The 15,234-nt window shown below is 72.1% G+C and carries 14 protein-coding genes; 9 read left to right on the top strand and 5 right to left on the bottom strand.

What is annotated here, in order from left to right; genetic code table 11:
* Positions 1-111: 111 nt before the first annotated feature.
* The 6 genes from AB0K07_RS24510 to pstB all read left to right on the top strand — a co-directional run bounded on the left by AB0K07_RS24510 (position 112) and on the right by pstB (position 6,375).
* Positions 112-978: a polysaccharide deacetylase family protein gene (locus AB0K07_RS24510; protein WP_363757896.1), complete on the top strand. Its 867-nt coding sequence runs from the start codon at positions 112-114 to the stop codon at positions 976-978.
* A gap of 63 nt (positions 979-1,041) precedes the next feature.
* Positions 1,042-1,968 carry a mycothiol synthase gene (mshD, locus tag AB0K07_RS24505; protein ID WP_363757894.1) on the top strand — a complete coding sequence of 309 codons (927 nt, stop codon included), beginning with the start codon at positions 1,042-1,044 and terminating at the stop codon, positions 1,966-1,968.
* 290 nt (positions 1,969-2,258) lie between these two features.
* Positions 2,259-3,365: a phosphate ABC transporter substrate-binding protein PstS gene (gene pstS / locus AB0K07_RS24500; RefSeq protein ID WP_363757892.1), complete on the top strand. Its 1,107-nt coding sequence runs from the start codon at positions 2,259-2,261 to the stop codon at positions 3,363-3,365.
* A gap of 39 nt (positions 3,366-3,404) precedes the next feature.
* Positions 3,405-4,496: a phosphate ABC transporter permease subunit PstC gene (gene pstC, locus AB0K07_RS24495; RefSeq protein WP_363757890.1), complete on the top strand. Its 1,092-nt coding sequence runs from the start codon at positions 3,405-3,407 to the stop codon at positions 4,494-4,496.
* Positions 4,493-5,581, top strand: coding sequence for a phosphate ABC transporter permease PstA (gene pstA, locus AB0K07_RS24490; RefSeq protein ID WP_363757888.1), 1,089 nt, complete (start codon positions 4,493-4,495; stop codon positions 5,579-5,581). The genes pstC and pstA overlap by 4 nt, the downstream gene beginning before the upstream one ends.
* A gap of 17 nt (positions 5,582-5,598) precedes the next feature.
* On the top strand, positions 5,599-6,375 hold the full coding sequence (gene pstB, locus AB0K07_RS24485) for a phosphate ABC transporter ATP-binding protein PstB (RefSeq protein ID WP_363757886.1): 777 nt from the start codon (positions 5,599-5,601) through the stop codon (positions 6,373-6,375).
* A gap of 71 nt (positions 6,376-6,446) precedes the next feature.
* Here the strand turns inward: pstB and AB0K07_RS24480 are convergent, their stop codons facing one another.
* Entirely contained in the window at positions 6,447-7,280 is an 834-nt protein-coding gene (locus AB0K07_RS24480; RefSeq protein WP_363757884.1) for an NUDIX hydrolase, read from the bottom strand.
* 264 nt (positions 7,281-7,544) lie between these two features.
* Between AB0K07_RS24480 and AB0K07_RS24475 the strand changes: the two genes are divergently transcribed.
* Entirely contained in the window at positions 7,545-8,513 is a 969-nt protein-coding gene (locus tag AB0K07_RS24475; protein ID WP_363757883.1) for a Gfo/Idh/MocA family oxidoreductase, read from the top strand.
* A gap of 66 nt (positions 8,514-8,579) precedes the next feature.
* On the opposite strand, the gene AB0K07_RS24470 is transcribed toward AB0K07_RS24475, so the two are convergent.
* From AB0K07_RS24470 to AB0K07_RS24460, 3 genes are all read right to left on the bottom strand, one after another.
* Complete coding sequence (locus AB0K07_RS24470) at positions 8,580-9,587, bottom strand: inorganic phosphate transporter (RefSeq protein ID WP_363757881.1); 1,008 nt, start codon at positions 9,585-9,587, stop codon at positions 8,580-8,582.
* Positions 9,588-9,591: 4 nt separating this feature from the next.
* A complete protein-coding gene (locus tag AB0K07_RS24465; RefSeq protein WP_363757879.1) occupies positions 9,592-10,218 on the bottom strand; it encodes a DUF47 family protein in 627 nt (208 codons plus the stop codon).
* 129 nt (positions 10,219-10,347) lie between these two features.
* Complete coding sequence (locus AB0K07_RS24460) at positions 10,348-11,289, bottom strand: PPK2 family polyphosphate kinase (protein ID WP_363757877.1); 942 nt, start codon at positions 11,287-11,289, stop codon at positions 10,348-10,350.
* Between the two features lie 145 nt (positions 11,290-11,434).
* On the opposite strand from AB0K07_RS24460, the gene sigJ reads away from it, so the two are divergent.
* The gene (gene sigJ, locus AB0K07_RS24455; protein ID WP_363757876.1) at positions 11,435-12,400 is read left to right on the top strand and encodes an RNA polymerase sigma factor SigJ; all 966 of its coding nucleotides are present in this window, start codon (positions 11,435-11,437) and stop codon (positions 12,398-12,400) included.
* Between the two features lie 30 nt (positions 12,401-12,430).
* Here sigJ and AB0K07_RS24450 read toward each other — a convergent pair whose 3' ends face one another.
* Entirely contained in the window at positions 12,431-12,937 is a 507-nt protein-coding gene (locus AB0K07_RS24450; RefSeq protein ID WP_363757874.1) for a DUF402 domain-containing protein, read from the bottom strand.
* A gap of 102 nt (positions 12,938-13,039) precedes the next feature.
* Between AB0K07_RS24450 and AB0K07_RS24445 the strand changes: the two genes are divergently transcribed.
* Complete coding sequence (locus tag AB0K07_RS24445) at positions 13,040-15,229, top strand: ATP-dependent DNA helicase (protein ID WP_363757872.1); 2,190 nt, start codon at positions 13,040-13,042, stop codon at positions 15,227-15,229.
* The last annotated feature ends 5 nt before the right edge of the window (positions 15,230-15,234 follow it).

Genomic DNA, 15,234 nt, shown 5'->3' with positions numbered 1-15,234 from the left:
CATCTCGTCAGTTCTATTCTGACTGCCGGGTTTGTCGGAGGAAGGGGCGACGGTGCGCGCAGTGACCACGGGGGCGACAGGCCGGCATGACCGGTCAGCCGGGCGGAAGCCGTGACGCGGATCAACTCGACAGCCCGCGCAGCGGGAATCGTGGTTCTGGTGGTGACGGCTCTGCTCGGCTCGGCGTACGTGCTGGGCCGCAGTCTCATCCCCGATCAGCCCAAGCGGGCCACCGGGGTCACCGCGAACGCGGACGGTCCGCACTACGCCGATCAGACCAGCGGCGACGAACCGAGCGCGACTCCGACCGCCGGCGGCACCGGTGGCCCCACCGTCGCAGGCCAGGACGGGTCGGAGCGGGACGCCCAGGGCGACCAGTTCTTCGGCGCGCACTCCACCACCGGCACCCAGCGGCTCGCGCTGACCTTCGACGACGGGCCCGACCCGCGCTACACCCCGCAGGTCCTCGCCACGCTGCGCGAGTTCGACGTCAAGGCCACGTTCTGCGTGGTCGGCGAGAACGCCCAGTACCATCCCGACCTGATTCAGGCGATCGTGGCCGACGGACACACCCTGTGCAACCACTCGTGGCACCACGACGTCACGCTGGGCAACCGGTCGCCGGACGTGATCCGAGCCGACCTGCTGCGCACCAACGAGGCGATCCGGGCGGCGGTGCCGGACGCGCCGATCGTCTGGTACCGCCAGCCCGGCGGCGCCTGGACCTACCCCGTGGTGTCGGTGGCGCGGCAGCTCGGGATGACCTCGCTGCACTGGTCGGTCGACCCGTCGGACTGGGAGACGCCCGGCGCCAGCAGGATCGCCACGTCGGTGGTCACCCAGGTCGAACCGGGCTCGGTGGTCCTGCTGCACGACGCTGGTGGGGAACGGCAGGGCACCGTGGACGCACTGCGCCGGATGCTGCCCGACCTGACCCAGCGGTTCGAGCTGGGGGCACTGCCCAACGATCCGACGTGAGCCGGCCCGCAGCGCGGCCGGGGATCACGAAGGACCGACGTTGCAGGCGGCTACGGTGACGGGATGAGCAGCGTCGAGCCGACCAGCGACCAGGTGACCCGGACCGACCGACTGACGCCGACGGAGATCGCCGACGTGCTGGCTCTGGCCCGTTCCGCGGGCGACACCGACGGCGCGGACCCGCTCGACGAGCACGTCCTGCTCCGCCTGCGCGACCCGGACGCACCCGCCGTGCACCTCATCGCCCGCGGCGACGACGACACCCTCACCGGGTACGCGCACCTGGACACCACCGACCCGGTCGGCGGGATCGGGGTGGAACTGGTGGTGCACCCCGCGTACCGGCGACGGGGCACCGGGCGGGCGTTGGCCCGGGGCGTGCTCGCCTCGGCCACCGGGCCGCTACGGGCGTGGGCACACGGCGACCACCCCTCCGCCGCCGCGCTCGCGGTCGACCTCGGGTTCACCCGGGCCCGGGTGCTCTGGCAGCTGCGCCGGCCGCTGACCGCCCCGCTGGCCGAGCCGCGGTTGCCCGACGGAGTGGTGCTGCGTGCGTTCCGGCCGGGGGCGGACGACGACGCCTGGCTGACCCTCAACGCGCGGGCCTTCACGGAGCACCCGGAACAGGGTCGGTGGACCTTGGACGACCTGCGGGTCCGCCTCGCGGAGCCGTGGTTCGACCCGGCCGGCTTCCTGCTCGCCGAGGAGACCGCGACCGGTCGGCTGCTCGGCTTCCACTGGACCAAGGTGCACGAGCGCCCGGGGTCGGCCCGGATCGGCGAGGTCTACGTGCTCGGCGTGGAGCCGACCGCGCACGGCGGCGGGCTCGGCCGGGCGCTGACCACGGCCGGGTTGGCGCACCTGCGGGACCGGCGCGGGCTGGACCGGGTGATGCTCTACGTGGACGAGTCGAACACCGGGGCGGTCGCGCTCTACGAGCGGCTGGGCTTCGCCCGCTGGTCCGCGCACATCAACTACCACCTCGGCTGACCCCCGGACCCGCGGCGACCGGGTCACCGGCGGGTAACGGCCGCGCGTCGGCGGGATAACACCGTACCGGAAATATCACCATACTTCCGACAGGTGTACCCGAGTTCACTTAACGGACAACTCACCCTCAGCAAGCGGTCACCTCCGGGGCCGTACGTGTTCACCCTGCGTTCACTTGCGACCGGCGAACCGGCTACCTGGCACTTCTAACTTTCGTGTCAGCCGGTCAGTGCCGGTCCTCGGGCCCCGGGATCGGGGCGCCAAGTCAGACGCGAAGGGAAACCCCTCAGGTGAAGCTCCAGCGGTACGGCACTATTGCCTGCCTCGCTCTTGCCGCGACGCTCGGCCTCAGTGCATGCGGCTCGGACAACAACGAGCCCGCCACCGGCGCCAGCGCTTCGGGCTCGGCCGCCGCGGTCGACTGCGCTACCGGAACGCTGAACGCCCAGGGCTCGTCGGCGCAGAAGAACGCCATGGCCGAATGGATCAAGGCGTACCAGCAGAAGTGCCAGGGCACCACGATCAACTACGAGCCGACCGGCTCGGGCGCCGGCATCCAGGCGTTCACCGCCGGAACCGCCGACTTCGCCGGCTCCGACTCCGCGCTCAAGCCGGAGGAGCAGCCGGGTGCCGACGCCAAGTGCGTCGGTGGCAAGGCCATTCACCTGCCGATGGTGATCGGCCCGGTGGCCGTCGCCTACAACGTCAGCGGCGTGGACAACCTCCAGCTCAAGCCGGCCACCCTGGCGAAGATCTTCGCCGGCAAGGTCACCAAGTGGGACGACGCGGCGATCAAGGCCGACAACCCGGACGCCAAGCTCCCGGCGACCACCATCCAGACCGTCCACCGTTCGGACGAGTCGGGCACCACCGACAACTTCACCAAGTTCCTCTCCAAGACCGCCGAGGCGGACTGGACCCTGGGCAACGCGAAGGCCTGGAAGGCTCCGGGCGGCACCGGCGCCAAGGGCTCGGACGGCGTGGCCAGCTCGGTCAAGGGCGCCGACGGTTCCATCGGCTACATGGAGTGGTCGTTCGCTGAGAACGCCGGCCTGAAGATGTCCAAGATCGGCAACGGCAACGGCGAGTTCGCCGCGCTGACCGCCGAGGCCGCCGGCAAGACCATCGCTGGCGCCAAGGTCGACGGCCAGGGCGACGACCTCAAGCTGTCGATCGACTACAACACCAAGGAGGCCGGGGCCTACCCGATCGTCCTGGCGACGTACGAGATCGTCTGCAGCAAGGGCCTCGCGGCCGACAAGCTCAAGCTGGTCAAGGGTCTGCTGGGCTACGCCGCCAGCGCCGAGGGCCAGAACTCGCTGACCGAGCTGGGCTACGCCCCGCTGCCGGAGACCGTCCGCACCAAGGTCGAGACCGCGGTCAAGAACCTGTCCTGACCCGACCCCACCACCTCCGCAATCGAATCGAGCGAGCAGATGGGTGAAACCCCCCACCGCTCGGCCGACGCCGGCACCGGCGGGACCCGCGTGACGCAGAGTCACGAGTGGCCCGCCGGTGCCTCGGCGCGTGTGGCCGAGGCACCAGTCAGCACCCGTTCCCCGGGCGGCACCGGACTGGGCGGGGGCGGCGCGCTGCCCCGGTCCCGCAAGTTCGGCGCCGAGCGGGCCTTCCGCGGTCTCACCCTGGCCGCCGGCACCGCCGTTCTGGTCATCATCGCCGCCATCGCGATCTTCCTGATCGCCAAGGCGGTGCCGGCCCTGCGCGCCAACACCGAGAACTTCTGGTCCTACGAGGGCTGGAGCCCCAACGAGGCGCAGCCCAAGTTCGGCATCGGCACGCTCGCCTTCGGCACCGTGCTCAGCTCGGCGCTGGCGCTGCTCATGGCGGTGCCGGTGGCGCTGGGCATCGCGCTCTACCTCTCGCACTACGCGCCCCGCCGGCTGGGCACCACACTCGGCTTCCTGATCGACCTGCTCGCCGCCGTGCCGAGCGTGGTCTTCGGCCTCTGGGGGCGGGACATCTTCATCAACCCGGTCCGGGACTTCTCGGTCTGGCTCAACGAGTACTTCGGCTGGATCCCGATCTTCGGCGGCGACGGCCCGTTCGGTAAGTCGATCATGCTGGGTGCCCTGGTGCTCGCGATCATGGTGTTGCCGATCATCACCTCGCTCTCCCGCGAGGTGTTCCTCCAGACGCCGACCGCCAACGAGGAGGCCGCCCTCGCCCTGGGCGCCACCCGCTGGGAGATGCTCCGCACCGCGGTGCTGCCCTACGGCCGTCCCGGCATCATCGCCGCGGTGATGCTCGGCCTGGGCCGCGCTCTCGGTGAGACCATCGCCCTGGCGCTGACCCTCGGCATCACCTTCGGCGTCTCGTTCAACCTCATCCAGAACGGCGGCAACACCATCGCCGCCAACATCGCCAACGCGTTCGGCGAGGCGAACGAGACCGGCCGTGGCGCGCTGATCGCCTCCGGCCTGGTGCTGTTCACCATCACGCTGATCGTCAACATCACGGCGCGGGCGATCATCTACCGCCGCCGGGAGTTCACGGAGTCGGCCGCATGACCACCACCGTCACCTCCCACCGCACCGGCCCGCCGGCCCAGCCCGCCTCGCTGCGGGCCCGGCGGCTGCCCTGGTACGTCGCACCGGCCATCGCCGTGGCGGCCCTGGCGCTCTCCACCGCGATCGTCTACGGCACCGACATCGGCGGCCCGGTCCTCGTGGTCGTCCTCGGCGCGGTCCTCTACCTGGTCGGGCTCTTCGCGGCGGCCAACGCCGTCGAGGGGCGCCGGTCGGCCCGCAACCGCACCTGGAGCGCACTGATCCACTCCGCGTTCGTGCTGGCGGTGCTGCCGCTCGTGTCGGTGGTCTGGACACTGGTCAGCAAGGGCGCCGAGCGGCTGGACATCAACTTCTTCCAGACCTCGATGAACAACATCGGGGCCCGCGACGCCAACGGCGGCGCCTACCACGCGATCCTCGGCACGCTGGAACAGGTCGGCATCGCCACCCTGATCACCGTGCCGCTCGGCATCCTCTGCGCCATCTACATCGTCGAGTACGGCCGGGGCAAGTTCGCCTTCGCGATCCGGTTCTTCGTGGACGTGATGACGGGCATCCCGTCGATCGTCTCCGGCCTCTTCGTGCTGGCGTTCTGGGTGCTGATCGTGTCGCCGTGGTTCAACGACGGCCGGCCGAGCTTCTCCGGCTTCGCGGCCGCGCTCGCGCTGAGCGTGCTGATGCTGCCCACCATCGTCCGGTCCACCGAGGAGATGCTCCGCCTCGTCCCGGCGCCACTGCGCGAGGGCGCGTACGCGCTCGGCGTGCCCAAGTGGAAGACCATCCTGCGGGTGGTGCTGCCGACCGCGCTGCCCGGCATCGTCACCGGCGTCATGCTCGCCATCGCCCGTGCGGCCGGCGAGACCGCGCCGGTGCTGCTGGTCGCCGGCGGCGGTGCCGCGATCAACACCAACCCCTTCGAGAACAACCAGTCGTCGCTGTCCCTCTTCGTCTACCAGCAGGCCGGTGACGCGTCGAGGTACGCGCCGGCACGGGCGTGGACGGCGGCACTCACCCTGGTCGCCCTCGTGCTCATCCTGACGATCGCGGCGAAACTGCTGGCCCGCCGTAACCGGCTCAGCCGATGAACCCCGGAGGTACCACCATGGCCAAGCGCATCGAAGCCTCGAACGTCACCGCCTACTACGGTGCCTTCAAGGCCATCGAGAACATCAACCTGACCGTCGAGCCGAAGACGGTCACCGCCCTGATCGGCCCGTCCGGCTGCGGCAAGTCCACCTTCCTGCGGTCGATCAACCGGATGCACGAGGTGCTGCCGGGTGCCCGGGTCGAGGGCAGCCTGACCATCGACGACCAGGACATCTACCACCGGGACGTGGACGTCACCGCGGTCCGGCGCACGATCGGCATGGTCTTCCAGCGGCCGAACCCGTTCCCCACGATGAGCATCTTCGAGAACGTGGTGGCCGGGCTGAAGCTCAACGGCGTCCGCCGCAAGTCGATCCTGGAGGACGCGGCCGAGAAGGCGCTGCGTTCGGCGAACCTGTGGGACGAGGTCAAGGACCGGCTGGGCAAGCCCGGCGCCGGCCTCTCCGGCGGTCAGCAGCAGCGGCTCTGCATCGCCCGGACCATCGCGGTCGAGCCGCAGGTGGTGCTGATGGACGAGCCCTGCTCGGCTCTGGACCCGATCTCCACCCTGGCGATCGAGGACCTGATGTTCCAGCTCAAGGACAAGTTCACGATCATCATCGTGACGCACAACATGCAGCAGGCCGCTCGGGTCTCGGACCGGACCGCCTTCTTCTCCATCGAGAAGACCGGCGACCCGGGCCGACTCATCGAGTACGACAACACCCAGAAGATCTTCAGCAACCCGAGCGTGAAGAAGACCGAGGACTACATCACCGGCCGCTTCGGCTGAGCCGCTGGAACCTGGTCCGCGAGGGGCGTCGGTCGAGCTGACCGGCGCCCCTCGGCGTACCCGTGGGCGGCTCAGCCGAGCACGAAGCGGGCCGTGCCGTCGGGCGGCAGCTCCAGGCGCGGGGTGACCGGGGTCGCTGCGTCCCGGTCGGCCGCCGCCCGCGCCACCCCGGCGAGGTCGCCGGCCGCCGCCACCTGGGCCAGCGTGACGAGGGTCGGCGGCAGCATGGTCAGCTCGCCCGCCTCGGCCCGGGCCAGCGCGTCCGCCGGGCGGATCCACAGGGTGTGGTCGGCCTCGCCGGAGACGTCCCGCGTCCGCTGCCCCTCCGGCAGCAGGGCGACGAAGAAGTACGTGTCGAAGCGGCGCGGCTCGAACTCCGGGGTGATCCAGCGGCTCCACGGCAGCAGCAGGTCCGACCGCAGCGTCAGACCCCGGTCGGCGAGCAGGGCCGCGAAGCCCAGCCGGCGCCCCTCCAGGTCCTGCCGAGCCGCCTCCCAGTCGTCGCCGCTGACGTCGCCCACCACGGTCGCCTGGTCCGGACCGGCGAGCAGCACGCCGGCCTCCTCGAAGACCTCCCGGGCGGCGGCGCACACCACCGCCTGCGCGGCGTCCGGCGCCACACCCAGGCGGCCTGCCCACTCGCTCGGCGCCGGGCCGGCCCAGTCCAGGTGTGCCTCCGAGTCGGATCGGTCCACCCCGCCGCCGGGGAACGCGTACATCCCGCCGAAGGTCATCGCGGCGACCCGACGGATGACGTACACCTCGAAGTCGACGCCGGTCGGACGCAGCAGCAGCACGGTGGCCGCGACCCGGGGCACCGCCGGGGTGCCACCCTCGGCCTGGAACCGCCGCGCGTGCTCGACCAGGGCGGCCGGGGCGGCGAAGCCGTCACTGTCGATCGTCATGCCGCGAGCCTAGTTCCCCGACCGGCCGTGCCCGCCCGCCTGGTGTGCCGGTCGGCCCCCACTCGGGCCGCCCTTTGCTCTGCTTCAACCCACGCAACAGAAACGGCTGGTAACTGTTGCGTCCGTGTAAGCAGAGCAAAGGGGGGATGCACAGGGGTGGCCGGCCGGCGCGGCGAGGCGGCCAGGACCCGCCCGGGGTCCCGACGGATGAGCCGGCGGCGGCCGGACGATCGGTCGTTCACCCAGCTCGGCTAGCGTGCCGGCATGACTCGTTGGGGCATCCTGGCCACCGGCCACATCGCCAGCCGATTCGCCGAAGACCTCCGGCTGGTGCCGGACGCCGAACTGGTCGCGGTCGGCTCCCGCGCCGCGGACAGCGCGCAGCGCTTCGCCGACAAGCACGGCGCGAAGCGCGCCTACGGCTCCTGGGTGGAGCTGGCCGCCGACCCGGACGTCGACGTGATCTACGTGGCCACCCCGCACGCCGCGCACCACGAGGCGGCGATGACCTGCCTGACGGCCGGGCGGGCGGTGCTGCTGGAGAAGCCGTTCACCCTCGACCTGGCCACCAGCACCGAACTGGTGGACACCGCCCGCGCCGCCGAGGTCTTCCTGATGGAGGCCATGTGGATGCGGACCAACCCGCTCATCCTCCGGGCGGCCGAGCTGATCGCGGAGGGCGCGATCGGCACGGTGAGCAGCGTCCGGGCCGACTTCGGGGTGTCCGGGCCGTTCCCGCCGGAGCACCGCATGCGTGCCGTGGCGCTGGGCGGCGGCGCCCTGCTCGACCTCGGGGTCTACCCGATCAGCCTGGCCCACCTGCTGCTCGGCATGCCGCAGCACATCCGGTCGTGGGCGCAGCTCGGCCCGGAGGGGGTCGACGAGAACACCGGCATCCTGTTCGGTTACGACACCGGCGCGCTGGCCACCCTGAGCTGCGGCATGGTCGGCTCGAGCGGGGTGTCCGCCTCGATCACCGGCAGCACCGGCCGGATCGACCTGCCGGAGCCGTTCTTCCGGCCCGGGGCGCTGACCCTGCACCGGGACGGCGTCGAGCCGGAGACGATCGCCGCCGACCTGGCCGGCAACGGCTACCAGTACGAGGCGATCGAGGTGCAGCGCTGCCTGGCGGCCGGGCTCACCGAGAGCCCGCTGGTGCCGCACACGGTCACCCTCGAGGTGATGGCTCTGCTGGACGCGGTGCGCGAGCAGATCGGCGTGCGGTACATCTGATCCTGAAAGGGCCCCTTGTCAGCGCGAGGCGTCGACAAGGGGCCCTTCGCAGGATGCCGGGCCGGGTCAGCCGAAGAGCGGCCGGACCAGCAGGTAGGAGATGCAGGCGATCAGCGCGGCGGCCGGGAACGTGATGATCCAGGCGATCACGATGTTGCCGGCGACGTTCCAGCGGACCGCGGAGAGCCGCTTGGTCGCGCCCACGCCCATGATCGCCGAGGTGATCGTGTGGGTGGTGGAGATCGGCGCCTTCAGCACCAGGGCGTTGAAGTAGAGCACCGCGCTGGCCACCGTCTCGGCGGCGAAGCCTTCCGGCGGACCCAGGTCGATGATCTTGCGGCCGAGGGTGCGGATGATCCGCCAACCACCGGCGTACGTGCCCAGCGCCAGCATGGTCGCCGAGGTCCAGAACACCCAGCCGGGGATGTGCGTCTTGTCGTCCTGGAACCCGCCGGTGTAGAGCGCCAGCACCACGATGCCCATGGTCTTCGCGGCGTCCTGCATGCCGTGGCCGACCGACATGGCCGCCGCCGAGGCGGTCTGCGCCCAGCGGAAGCCCCGGTTGAGCTTGCCCGGCTGCCCCTTCCGGAACAGCCAGAGGATGGCCAGCATCAGCAGGTAGCCCAGGGTGAGGCCGACGATCGGCGACAGCACCATCGGCAGGAGGACCTTCTCACCGATGGTGACCCACTGCACGACACCGCCCGTGGAGAGCAGGGTCGCGCCGACCAGGCCGCCGAAGAGCGCGTGCGACGACGACGAGGGCAGGCCGAAGTACCAGGTGATCAGGTTCCAGACGATCGCGCCGAGCACCCCGGCGAAGACCACGCCGAGGCTGGTCACCCCGGTTGGCAGGGTGACGAGGCCGTCACCGACGGTCTTGGCGACCCCGGCGCCGAAGTGCGCGCCGACGAAGTTGCCGACGGCGGCGAGCAGCAGGGCGATCCTGGGTGTCAGCGCGCGTGTCGAGACGCTTGTCGCGATCGCGTTGGCGGCGTCGTGGAAGCCGTTGGTGTAGTCGAACGCCAGGGCCACCGCGATCACCGCCAGCACGGCGATGAGTTCGGGAGTCACTGGCTCAGGACTCCTTGACCGCGATGGTCTCGACTGTGTTGGCCACGTGCTCGAAGGCGTCGCAGGCGGCCTCCAGCTCGTCGGCGACCTCCTTCATCTTCAGCACCGTCAACGCGTCGTACTCACCGGAGAAGAGGCGGACGAGCAACTGCCGGTTGATCCGGTCGCCCTCGTTCTCCAGCCGGTTGCACTCGATCCAGTAGTCCTCGAGATCCTTCATCGACTTCAACCGCGGCATCGCCTCGGCGGTCAGCTTGGCCTGCTGGTCGAGCACGTTGACCATCTCGTGCAGCTCGCGGGGCAGCGCCGGGAGCTCGGTCAGCCCATACAGGTAGAGGAGGTCACCGACCGCCTCCAGGTGGTCCATCACGTCGTCGAGGAGCGAGCCGAGCCGGTAGATGTCCTCCCGGTCGAACGGCGTGATGAAGGTCGAGTTGATCTTCTTGAACAGCTCGTGGGTGATCTGGTCGCTGTCGTGCTCGACCTCGGTCAGCCGCTCGCTGACCGACTGCACGTCAACGCCGGGCAGGGCCAGCTCGTTCAGCAGCTCGGTGCCCCGGACCAGGTTCTGCGCCGCCCTGGTGAAGAGCTCGTAGAAGGCGCCCTCGGTGGGGCGGAAGGAAAACTTCACAGCACAGACCTCGTCGCGTCGGTGGAAGGGTGGCGGGCACCCGTCGGGCGGCCGCTCGGTGAATGCTAGGAAACGCCAGAACCGCGAATTCGTCGGCCCACCCCTGGCCAAGCCTCATTCACCGGTCGTTCACCTGCCGTTCATCTCGGGCGTCCCATCCGCCCCCGCTCCCCCAGCGCGGAGCCGTTCACGCTCGCGCGCCACGTCGAAATCGGCAGGCGGATACCCCAGATCGAGGGTGTCGAACGTCTCCCGCAGCAGGTGGGCCACCGCCCAGTCGCGGTACCACTTGCGGTCCGCCGGCACCACGAACCACGGCGCGGCGTCCGTGCCGCACCGGCTCAGCGCCTCGGCGTACGCGGCCTGGTAGTCGTCCCAGCGGGCCCGGGAGTCGACGTCCGAGGGGTTGTACTTCCAGTGCTTGCGGGGGTCGGTGAGCCGCTCCAGCAGGCGCTCGCCCTGCTCGGCGTACGAGATGTGCAGCATCACCTTGACCAGGGTCACGCCGCCCTCGAGCAGCTCCCGCTCGAAGGAGTTGATCTCGTCATAGCGGGCCCGCCAGGTCGCCTCGGGGACCAGCGAGCCCACGCGGGCGATCAGCACGTCCTCGTAGTGCGACCGGTTGAACACCCCGACGTACCCGGGCGGCGGCAGTTCCCGGCGGATCCGCCACAGGAAGTCGTGCCGCAGCTCCTCCGGCGTGGGCGGCCCGAACGAGCGGATGTGCAGGCCCAGCGGGTTCATCGCGCCGGCCACCCGCTTGATCGTGCCGTCCTTGCCACCGCAGTCCATCGCCTGGAGCACCAGCAGCACCCGGTGCGCCGGCCGGTCCAAGCCGGCCTTGGCCCTCGCGAAGAGCATCTCCTGCTGCCGACCCAGCTCGCCGCCGACCAGCTCCACCTGCGCGCGGGCCCAGGCCTTGCGGTGGTCCCCGCTCGCCTCCGTCGCCGGCAGTCCCGGCGTGGACCGGGGGTCGATCGCGCCGAGATCCACCGGTGCGGTGACCCGCAGCAACTCCCGCACGGGGCCACCGTCGGGCGCCACGATCCGCGCTTCCTGGGGTGCGCTCATCCTCGGATCATCGCCCACCGGCCGCCCAACCGCCCGCCGAGCGCCCGCCTCCCGGCCGGGACGTCACGTTCGGGGCTGCCGGCGCGTCCGGTCGGCGGGAGGATGTACGCCGGGAAGGCGCCGACCGGGGAAGGGTGGTGGGGTCATGCGGGACCTGGCGACGGAGTTCGAAGCCGAGCGGGGCCGGCTGCTCGCGGTGGCCCACCGGATGCTGGGCAGCCGCAGCGAGGCCGAGGACGCGGTGCAGGAGACCTGGCTCCGCTATGCCGGGGCGCTCGCCGACCCGGCGGCCCGCGCCGAGATCCGCGACCTCTCCGCCTGGCTGACCACCACCTGTGCCCGGATCTGCCTGGACGTGCTCCGCTCGGCCCGGGTCCGCCGGGAGGCGTACCACGGGCAGTGGCTGCCGGAGCCGGTGGTGAGCCAGGTGGGCGGCACGCCGCCGACCGACGGGTACGCCCCCGACCCGGCGGAGCGGGCGGTACGCACCGACCAGGTCGGCACGGCGCTGCTGCTGGTGCTGGAGCGGCTCGCGCCGGAGCAGCGGGTCGCCCTCGTGCTGCACGACGTGTTCGCGGTGCCGTTCGCCCGGGTCGCCGACGTGCTCGGCACCACCGAGGTGGCCGCCCGGCAGCTCGCCTCCCGGGCCCGGCGGGCGGTCACCGCGCCCGACGTGCCCCGGCACACCGCCGACCCGACCGAGCAGCGGCGGGTGCTCGAAGCGTTCGTCGCCGCCACCGAGTCCGGCGAACTGGACCCGCTGCTCCGCCTGCTCGCGCCGGACGTCGTCTTCGTCGGCGACTCGGGTGGGCACTTCCCGGCGGCCCGCCGGCCGGTGGTCGGCGCGGAGGCGGTGGCCCGCTTCACGCTCGGCCTGTTCGGCCGGGCCGGGCGGTACACCGAACAGGTGCTGGCCCGGCCGGTGCTGGTCGACGGCGTGCTCGGCCTCCAGCTGGAGACGGTGTACAACGACGGCCGGCCGATCCGCATGGTCACCGCGTTCACCGTGCACCAGGGCCGGATCACCGGGCTGTTCAACCAGCTCAACCCGGAGAAGCTGACCGACCTGTCGCCGTTGGGCGACGACGACCGGTGGCCGCCGCGCTGGTGAGCCGGCCGGTCGGGCCGAGCCCGCGCGGGCTCAGACCACCAGGGCCAGCCACTTGCGGTACGAGGTGGCGAACGGTTCGCTGCCGTCACCCAGCGCGCCGTACAACCAGCGGGCTGCCGCCTCCGCCTCGACCACCACGTCCTCCGGGTAGCCGTACCGGGCCCGGTGCTCGGCGAACTCGTCCTCGTCGAGCAGCTCCACCAGGCCGGTGGCCCGGCGCCGGACCACGTCGAGGTCCAGGTCGATCAGATGGACGGTGTCGTCGGACTCCCAGTGCGCCGGGGTGGCGATGTCGCAGTAGACCTCGCTGGTCCGCGGTGGTGGGTTGAACATCCCGGTCCACCACGCGTGGTGCGGCACCAGCAGGACGAACGGGATCTTCTCCACCGAGGGGCGGCCGTGGTAGACCGACTCGGTGCCGGCCGGCACGCCGAGCCAGATGCCCAGGTCGTCCTCGGCCAGCCGGCGGGCCGGGTAGTCACGGTGGGCGCTGCCGTCGTACTTGCGGTAGATCACTCGGACCACGTCGCTCGGCATGATTCGCACCCTAACCGATACTGCCCACGCGTCGTAGCACGGCCGTAACCGGACGGCGCCGGACGCACCGGCAGACCGATCGGCACCGCGCCACGCGGACGGATGGGCGCAACCCGTGTCGGCCGCGGCGGGTACCGTCGCACGGTGACTCCGCCCCGCACCGCCACCGGTTCCGCCACCCCGTCGGCCCGTGCCGGGAGCCGGCGACGGGGCGCGCGGCCCAGCGGCGCGGAGCTGCTCGCGGCGGCGGTCGGCGCGGTGCCCGGTGGCGCGGCACGCCCCGGCCAGCAGGAGATGACCACGGCGATCGAGGAGTGCGTGACCAGCGGCGAGCACCTGCTCGTCCAGGCGGGCACCGGCACCGGCAAGTCGCTGGCCTACCTCGCGCCGGCGCTCACCGTGGACGGCCCGGTGGTGGTCTCCACCGCCACCCTGGCCTTGCAGTCCCAGCTGGTCGACCACGACCTGCCCCGGCTGGCCGACGCGGTCGAGCCGCTTCTCGGCCGCCGGCCCACCTTCGCGGTGCTCAAGGGCCGCCACCACTACCTCTGCCTGGCCCGGCTGGACAACTCCACCGCCGACGAGCCGGAGGACGCGCTCTTCGACGCCCCGGCCACCCGCCCCGGCGGCGGCACGAAATGGCTCGGCGAGGCGGGCCGGCTGGGCAAGCAGGTCGAGCGGCTGCGCGACTGGGCCGAGAAGACCGCCACCGGCGACCGGGACGAACTGGACCCGGGGGTCGACGATCAGGCCTGGCGGCTGGTGTCGATGCCGGCCCGGGAGTGCGTCGGGGCGACCCGCTGCCCGTTCGGGGCGGAGTGCTTCGCCGAGGCGTCCCGGGCGCGGGCCCGTGAGGCCGACATCGTGGTCACCAACCACAGCCTGCTCGCCGTCGACATGCTGGCCGACCGTCACATCGTTCCGCCGCACAAGCTGCTGATCGTGGACGAGGCGCACGAGCTGGCCGACCGGGTCTCCTCGGCGGCCCAGGCGGAGCTGGTGCCGGAGTTGATCGACCGGTCCACCCGCCGGGCCCGCCCGCTGCTGCGGCCGGAGACCGCCGACGCGCTCACCGCGGCCGGCGACGCCCTCGCGGTCGGGCTGGCCGAGGCGCCGGCCGGTCGTCTCACCGCCGGGCTGCCGACGCCGCTGCGGGAGGCGTGCACGCTGCTCGACGCGGCCACCCGCGCCGCGCTGGACGCGATCGGCGAGGTCAAGTCCGACGATCCCGACCCGGTCCGCAAGCAGCAGGCCAAGGCGGTGCTGGACGAGCTCTCCACGACCGCGCAGCGGCTGCTCGAGGAGGCCGACCACGACGTGGCCTGGGTGGAGAAGAACGACAGCGGCACCCGGCGGGCGCTGGTGGTCGCGCCGCTGTCGGTGGCCGGCACCCTCGCCACCCACCTGTACGACGAGCGCACCGTGGTCGCCACCTCCGCCACCCTGGCGCTCGGTGGCCGGTTCGACACGGTGGCCCGCGCTCTCGGGCTGGACGCGCCGCCGGCCCCGGCGTCCCCGGCCGCCGCCTCGCTGGCCGCCCGCACCGGCCCGGGCCGCCCGGCCGCCGAGACGCCGGGCCGCCGGCTGGCCGACGCCGCCACCGTCCCGCCGACCGAAGGCCCGGGTTGGCGGTCGCTGGATGTGGGGTCACCGTTCGACTACGCCCGGCAGGGCATCCTGTACGTCGCGGCGCACCTGCCCCGGCCCAGCGTCTCCGGGCTTCCCGAGGCCGCCGGGGAGGAGCTGCTGGCGCTGGTCGAGGCGCTCGGTGGTCGTACTCTCGGCCTCTTCTCCTCCCGACGGGCCGCGCAGCAGGCGGCGGAGCTGCTGCGCGCGCGGACCGACCTGCCGGTGCTGCTCCAGGGCGAGGAGGCGCTGCCGCTGCTGGTCCGCCGGTTCCGCGAGGAGCGCTCGAGCTGTCTGTTCGGGGTGATGTCGCTCTGGCAGGGGGTGGACGTGCCCGGCGACGCCTGTCAGCTCGTGGTCATCGACCGGCTGCCCTTTCCACGGCCGGACGAGCCGCTGGCGGCGGCCCGCGCCGCAGCCGTGGACGCGGGCGGCGGTTCCGGTTTCGCCGCCGTCAGCGTGCCGATCGCGGCGGTCCGGCTGGCCCAGGGCGTGGGCCGGCTGATCCGGGCGACCGGCGACCGGGGAGTGGTCGCGGTGCTCGACTCCCGGTTGGAGACCGCACGGGGCTACGGGCCCTTCCTGCGTCGCTCGCTGCCGCCGTTCTGGTACACCACCCGTCCCGAGGTGGCCCGGGGCGCGCTGCAACGCCTCGCCGGCTCCTAGAGGGG

Origin of the sequence: Micromonospora sp. NPDC049301 (assembly GCF_040678715.1) — a bacterium.
Classification (GTDB): Bacteria; Actinomycetota; Actinomycetes; order Mycobacteriales; family Micromonosporaceae; genus Micromonospora.
This window is presented reverse-complemented; position numbering and strand designations above follow the sequence as displayed.

Excerpts from the sequence above, each read along its gene's own strand:
- mshD (WP_363757894.1), top strand. The coding sequence starts at position 1,042 with ATGAGCAGCGTCGAGCCGACCAGCGACCAGGTGACCCGGACCGACCGA.
- pstC (WP_363757890.1), top strand. The coding sequence starts at position 3,405 with ATGGGTGAAACCCCCCACCGCTCGGCCGACGCCGGCACCGGCGGGACC.
- pstA (WP_363757888.1), top strand. The coding sequence starts at position 4,493 with ATGACCACCACCGTCACCTCCCACCGCACCGGCCCGCCGGCCCAGCCC.
- pstB (WP_363757886.1), top strand. The coding sequence starts at position 5,599 with ATGGCCAAGCGCATCGAAGCCTCGAACGTCACCGCCTACTACGGTGCC.
- AB0K07_RS24480 (WP_363757884.1), bottom strand. The coding sequence starts at position 7,280 with ATGACGATCGACAGTGACGGCTTCGCCGCCCCGGCCGCCCTGGTCGAG.
- AB0K07_RS24475 (WP_363757883.1), top strand. The coding sequence starts at position 7,545 with ATGACTCGTTGGGGCATCCTGGCCACCGGCCACATCGCCAGCCGATTC.
- AB0K07_RS24460 (WP_363757877.1), bottom strand. The coding sequence starts at position 11,289 with ATGAGCGCACCCCAGGAAGCGCGGATCGTGGCGCCCGACGGTGGCCCC.
- sigJ (WP_363757876.1), top strand. The coding sequence starts at position 11,435 with ATGCGGGACCTGGCGACGGAGTTCGAAGCCGAGCGGGGCCGGCTGCTC.
- AB0K07_RS24450 (WP_363757874.1), bottom strand. The coding sequence starts at position 12,937 with ATGCCGAGCGACGTGGTCCGAGTGATCTACCGCAAGTACGACGGCAGC.
- AB0K07_RS24445 (WP_363757872.1), top strand. The coding sequence starts at position 13,040 with ATGGGCGCAACCCGTGTCGGCCGCGGCGGGTACCGTCGCACGGTGACT.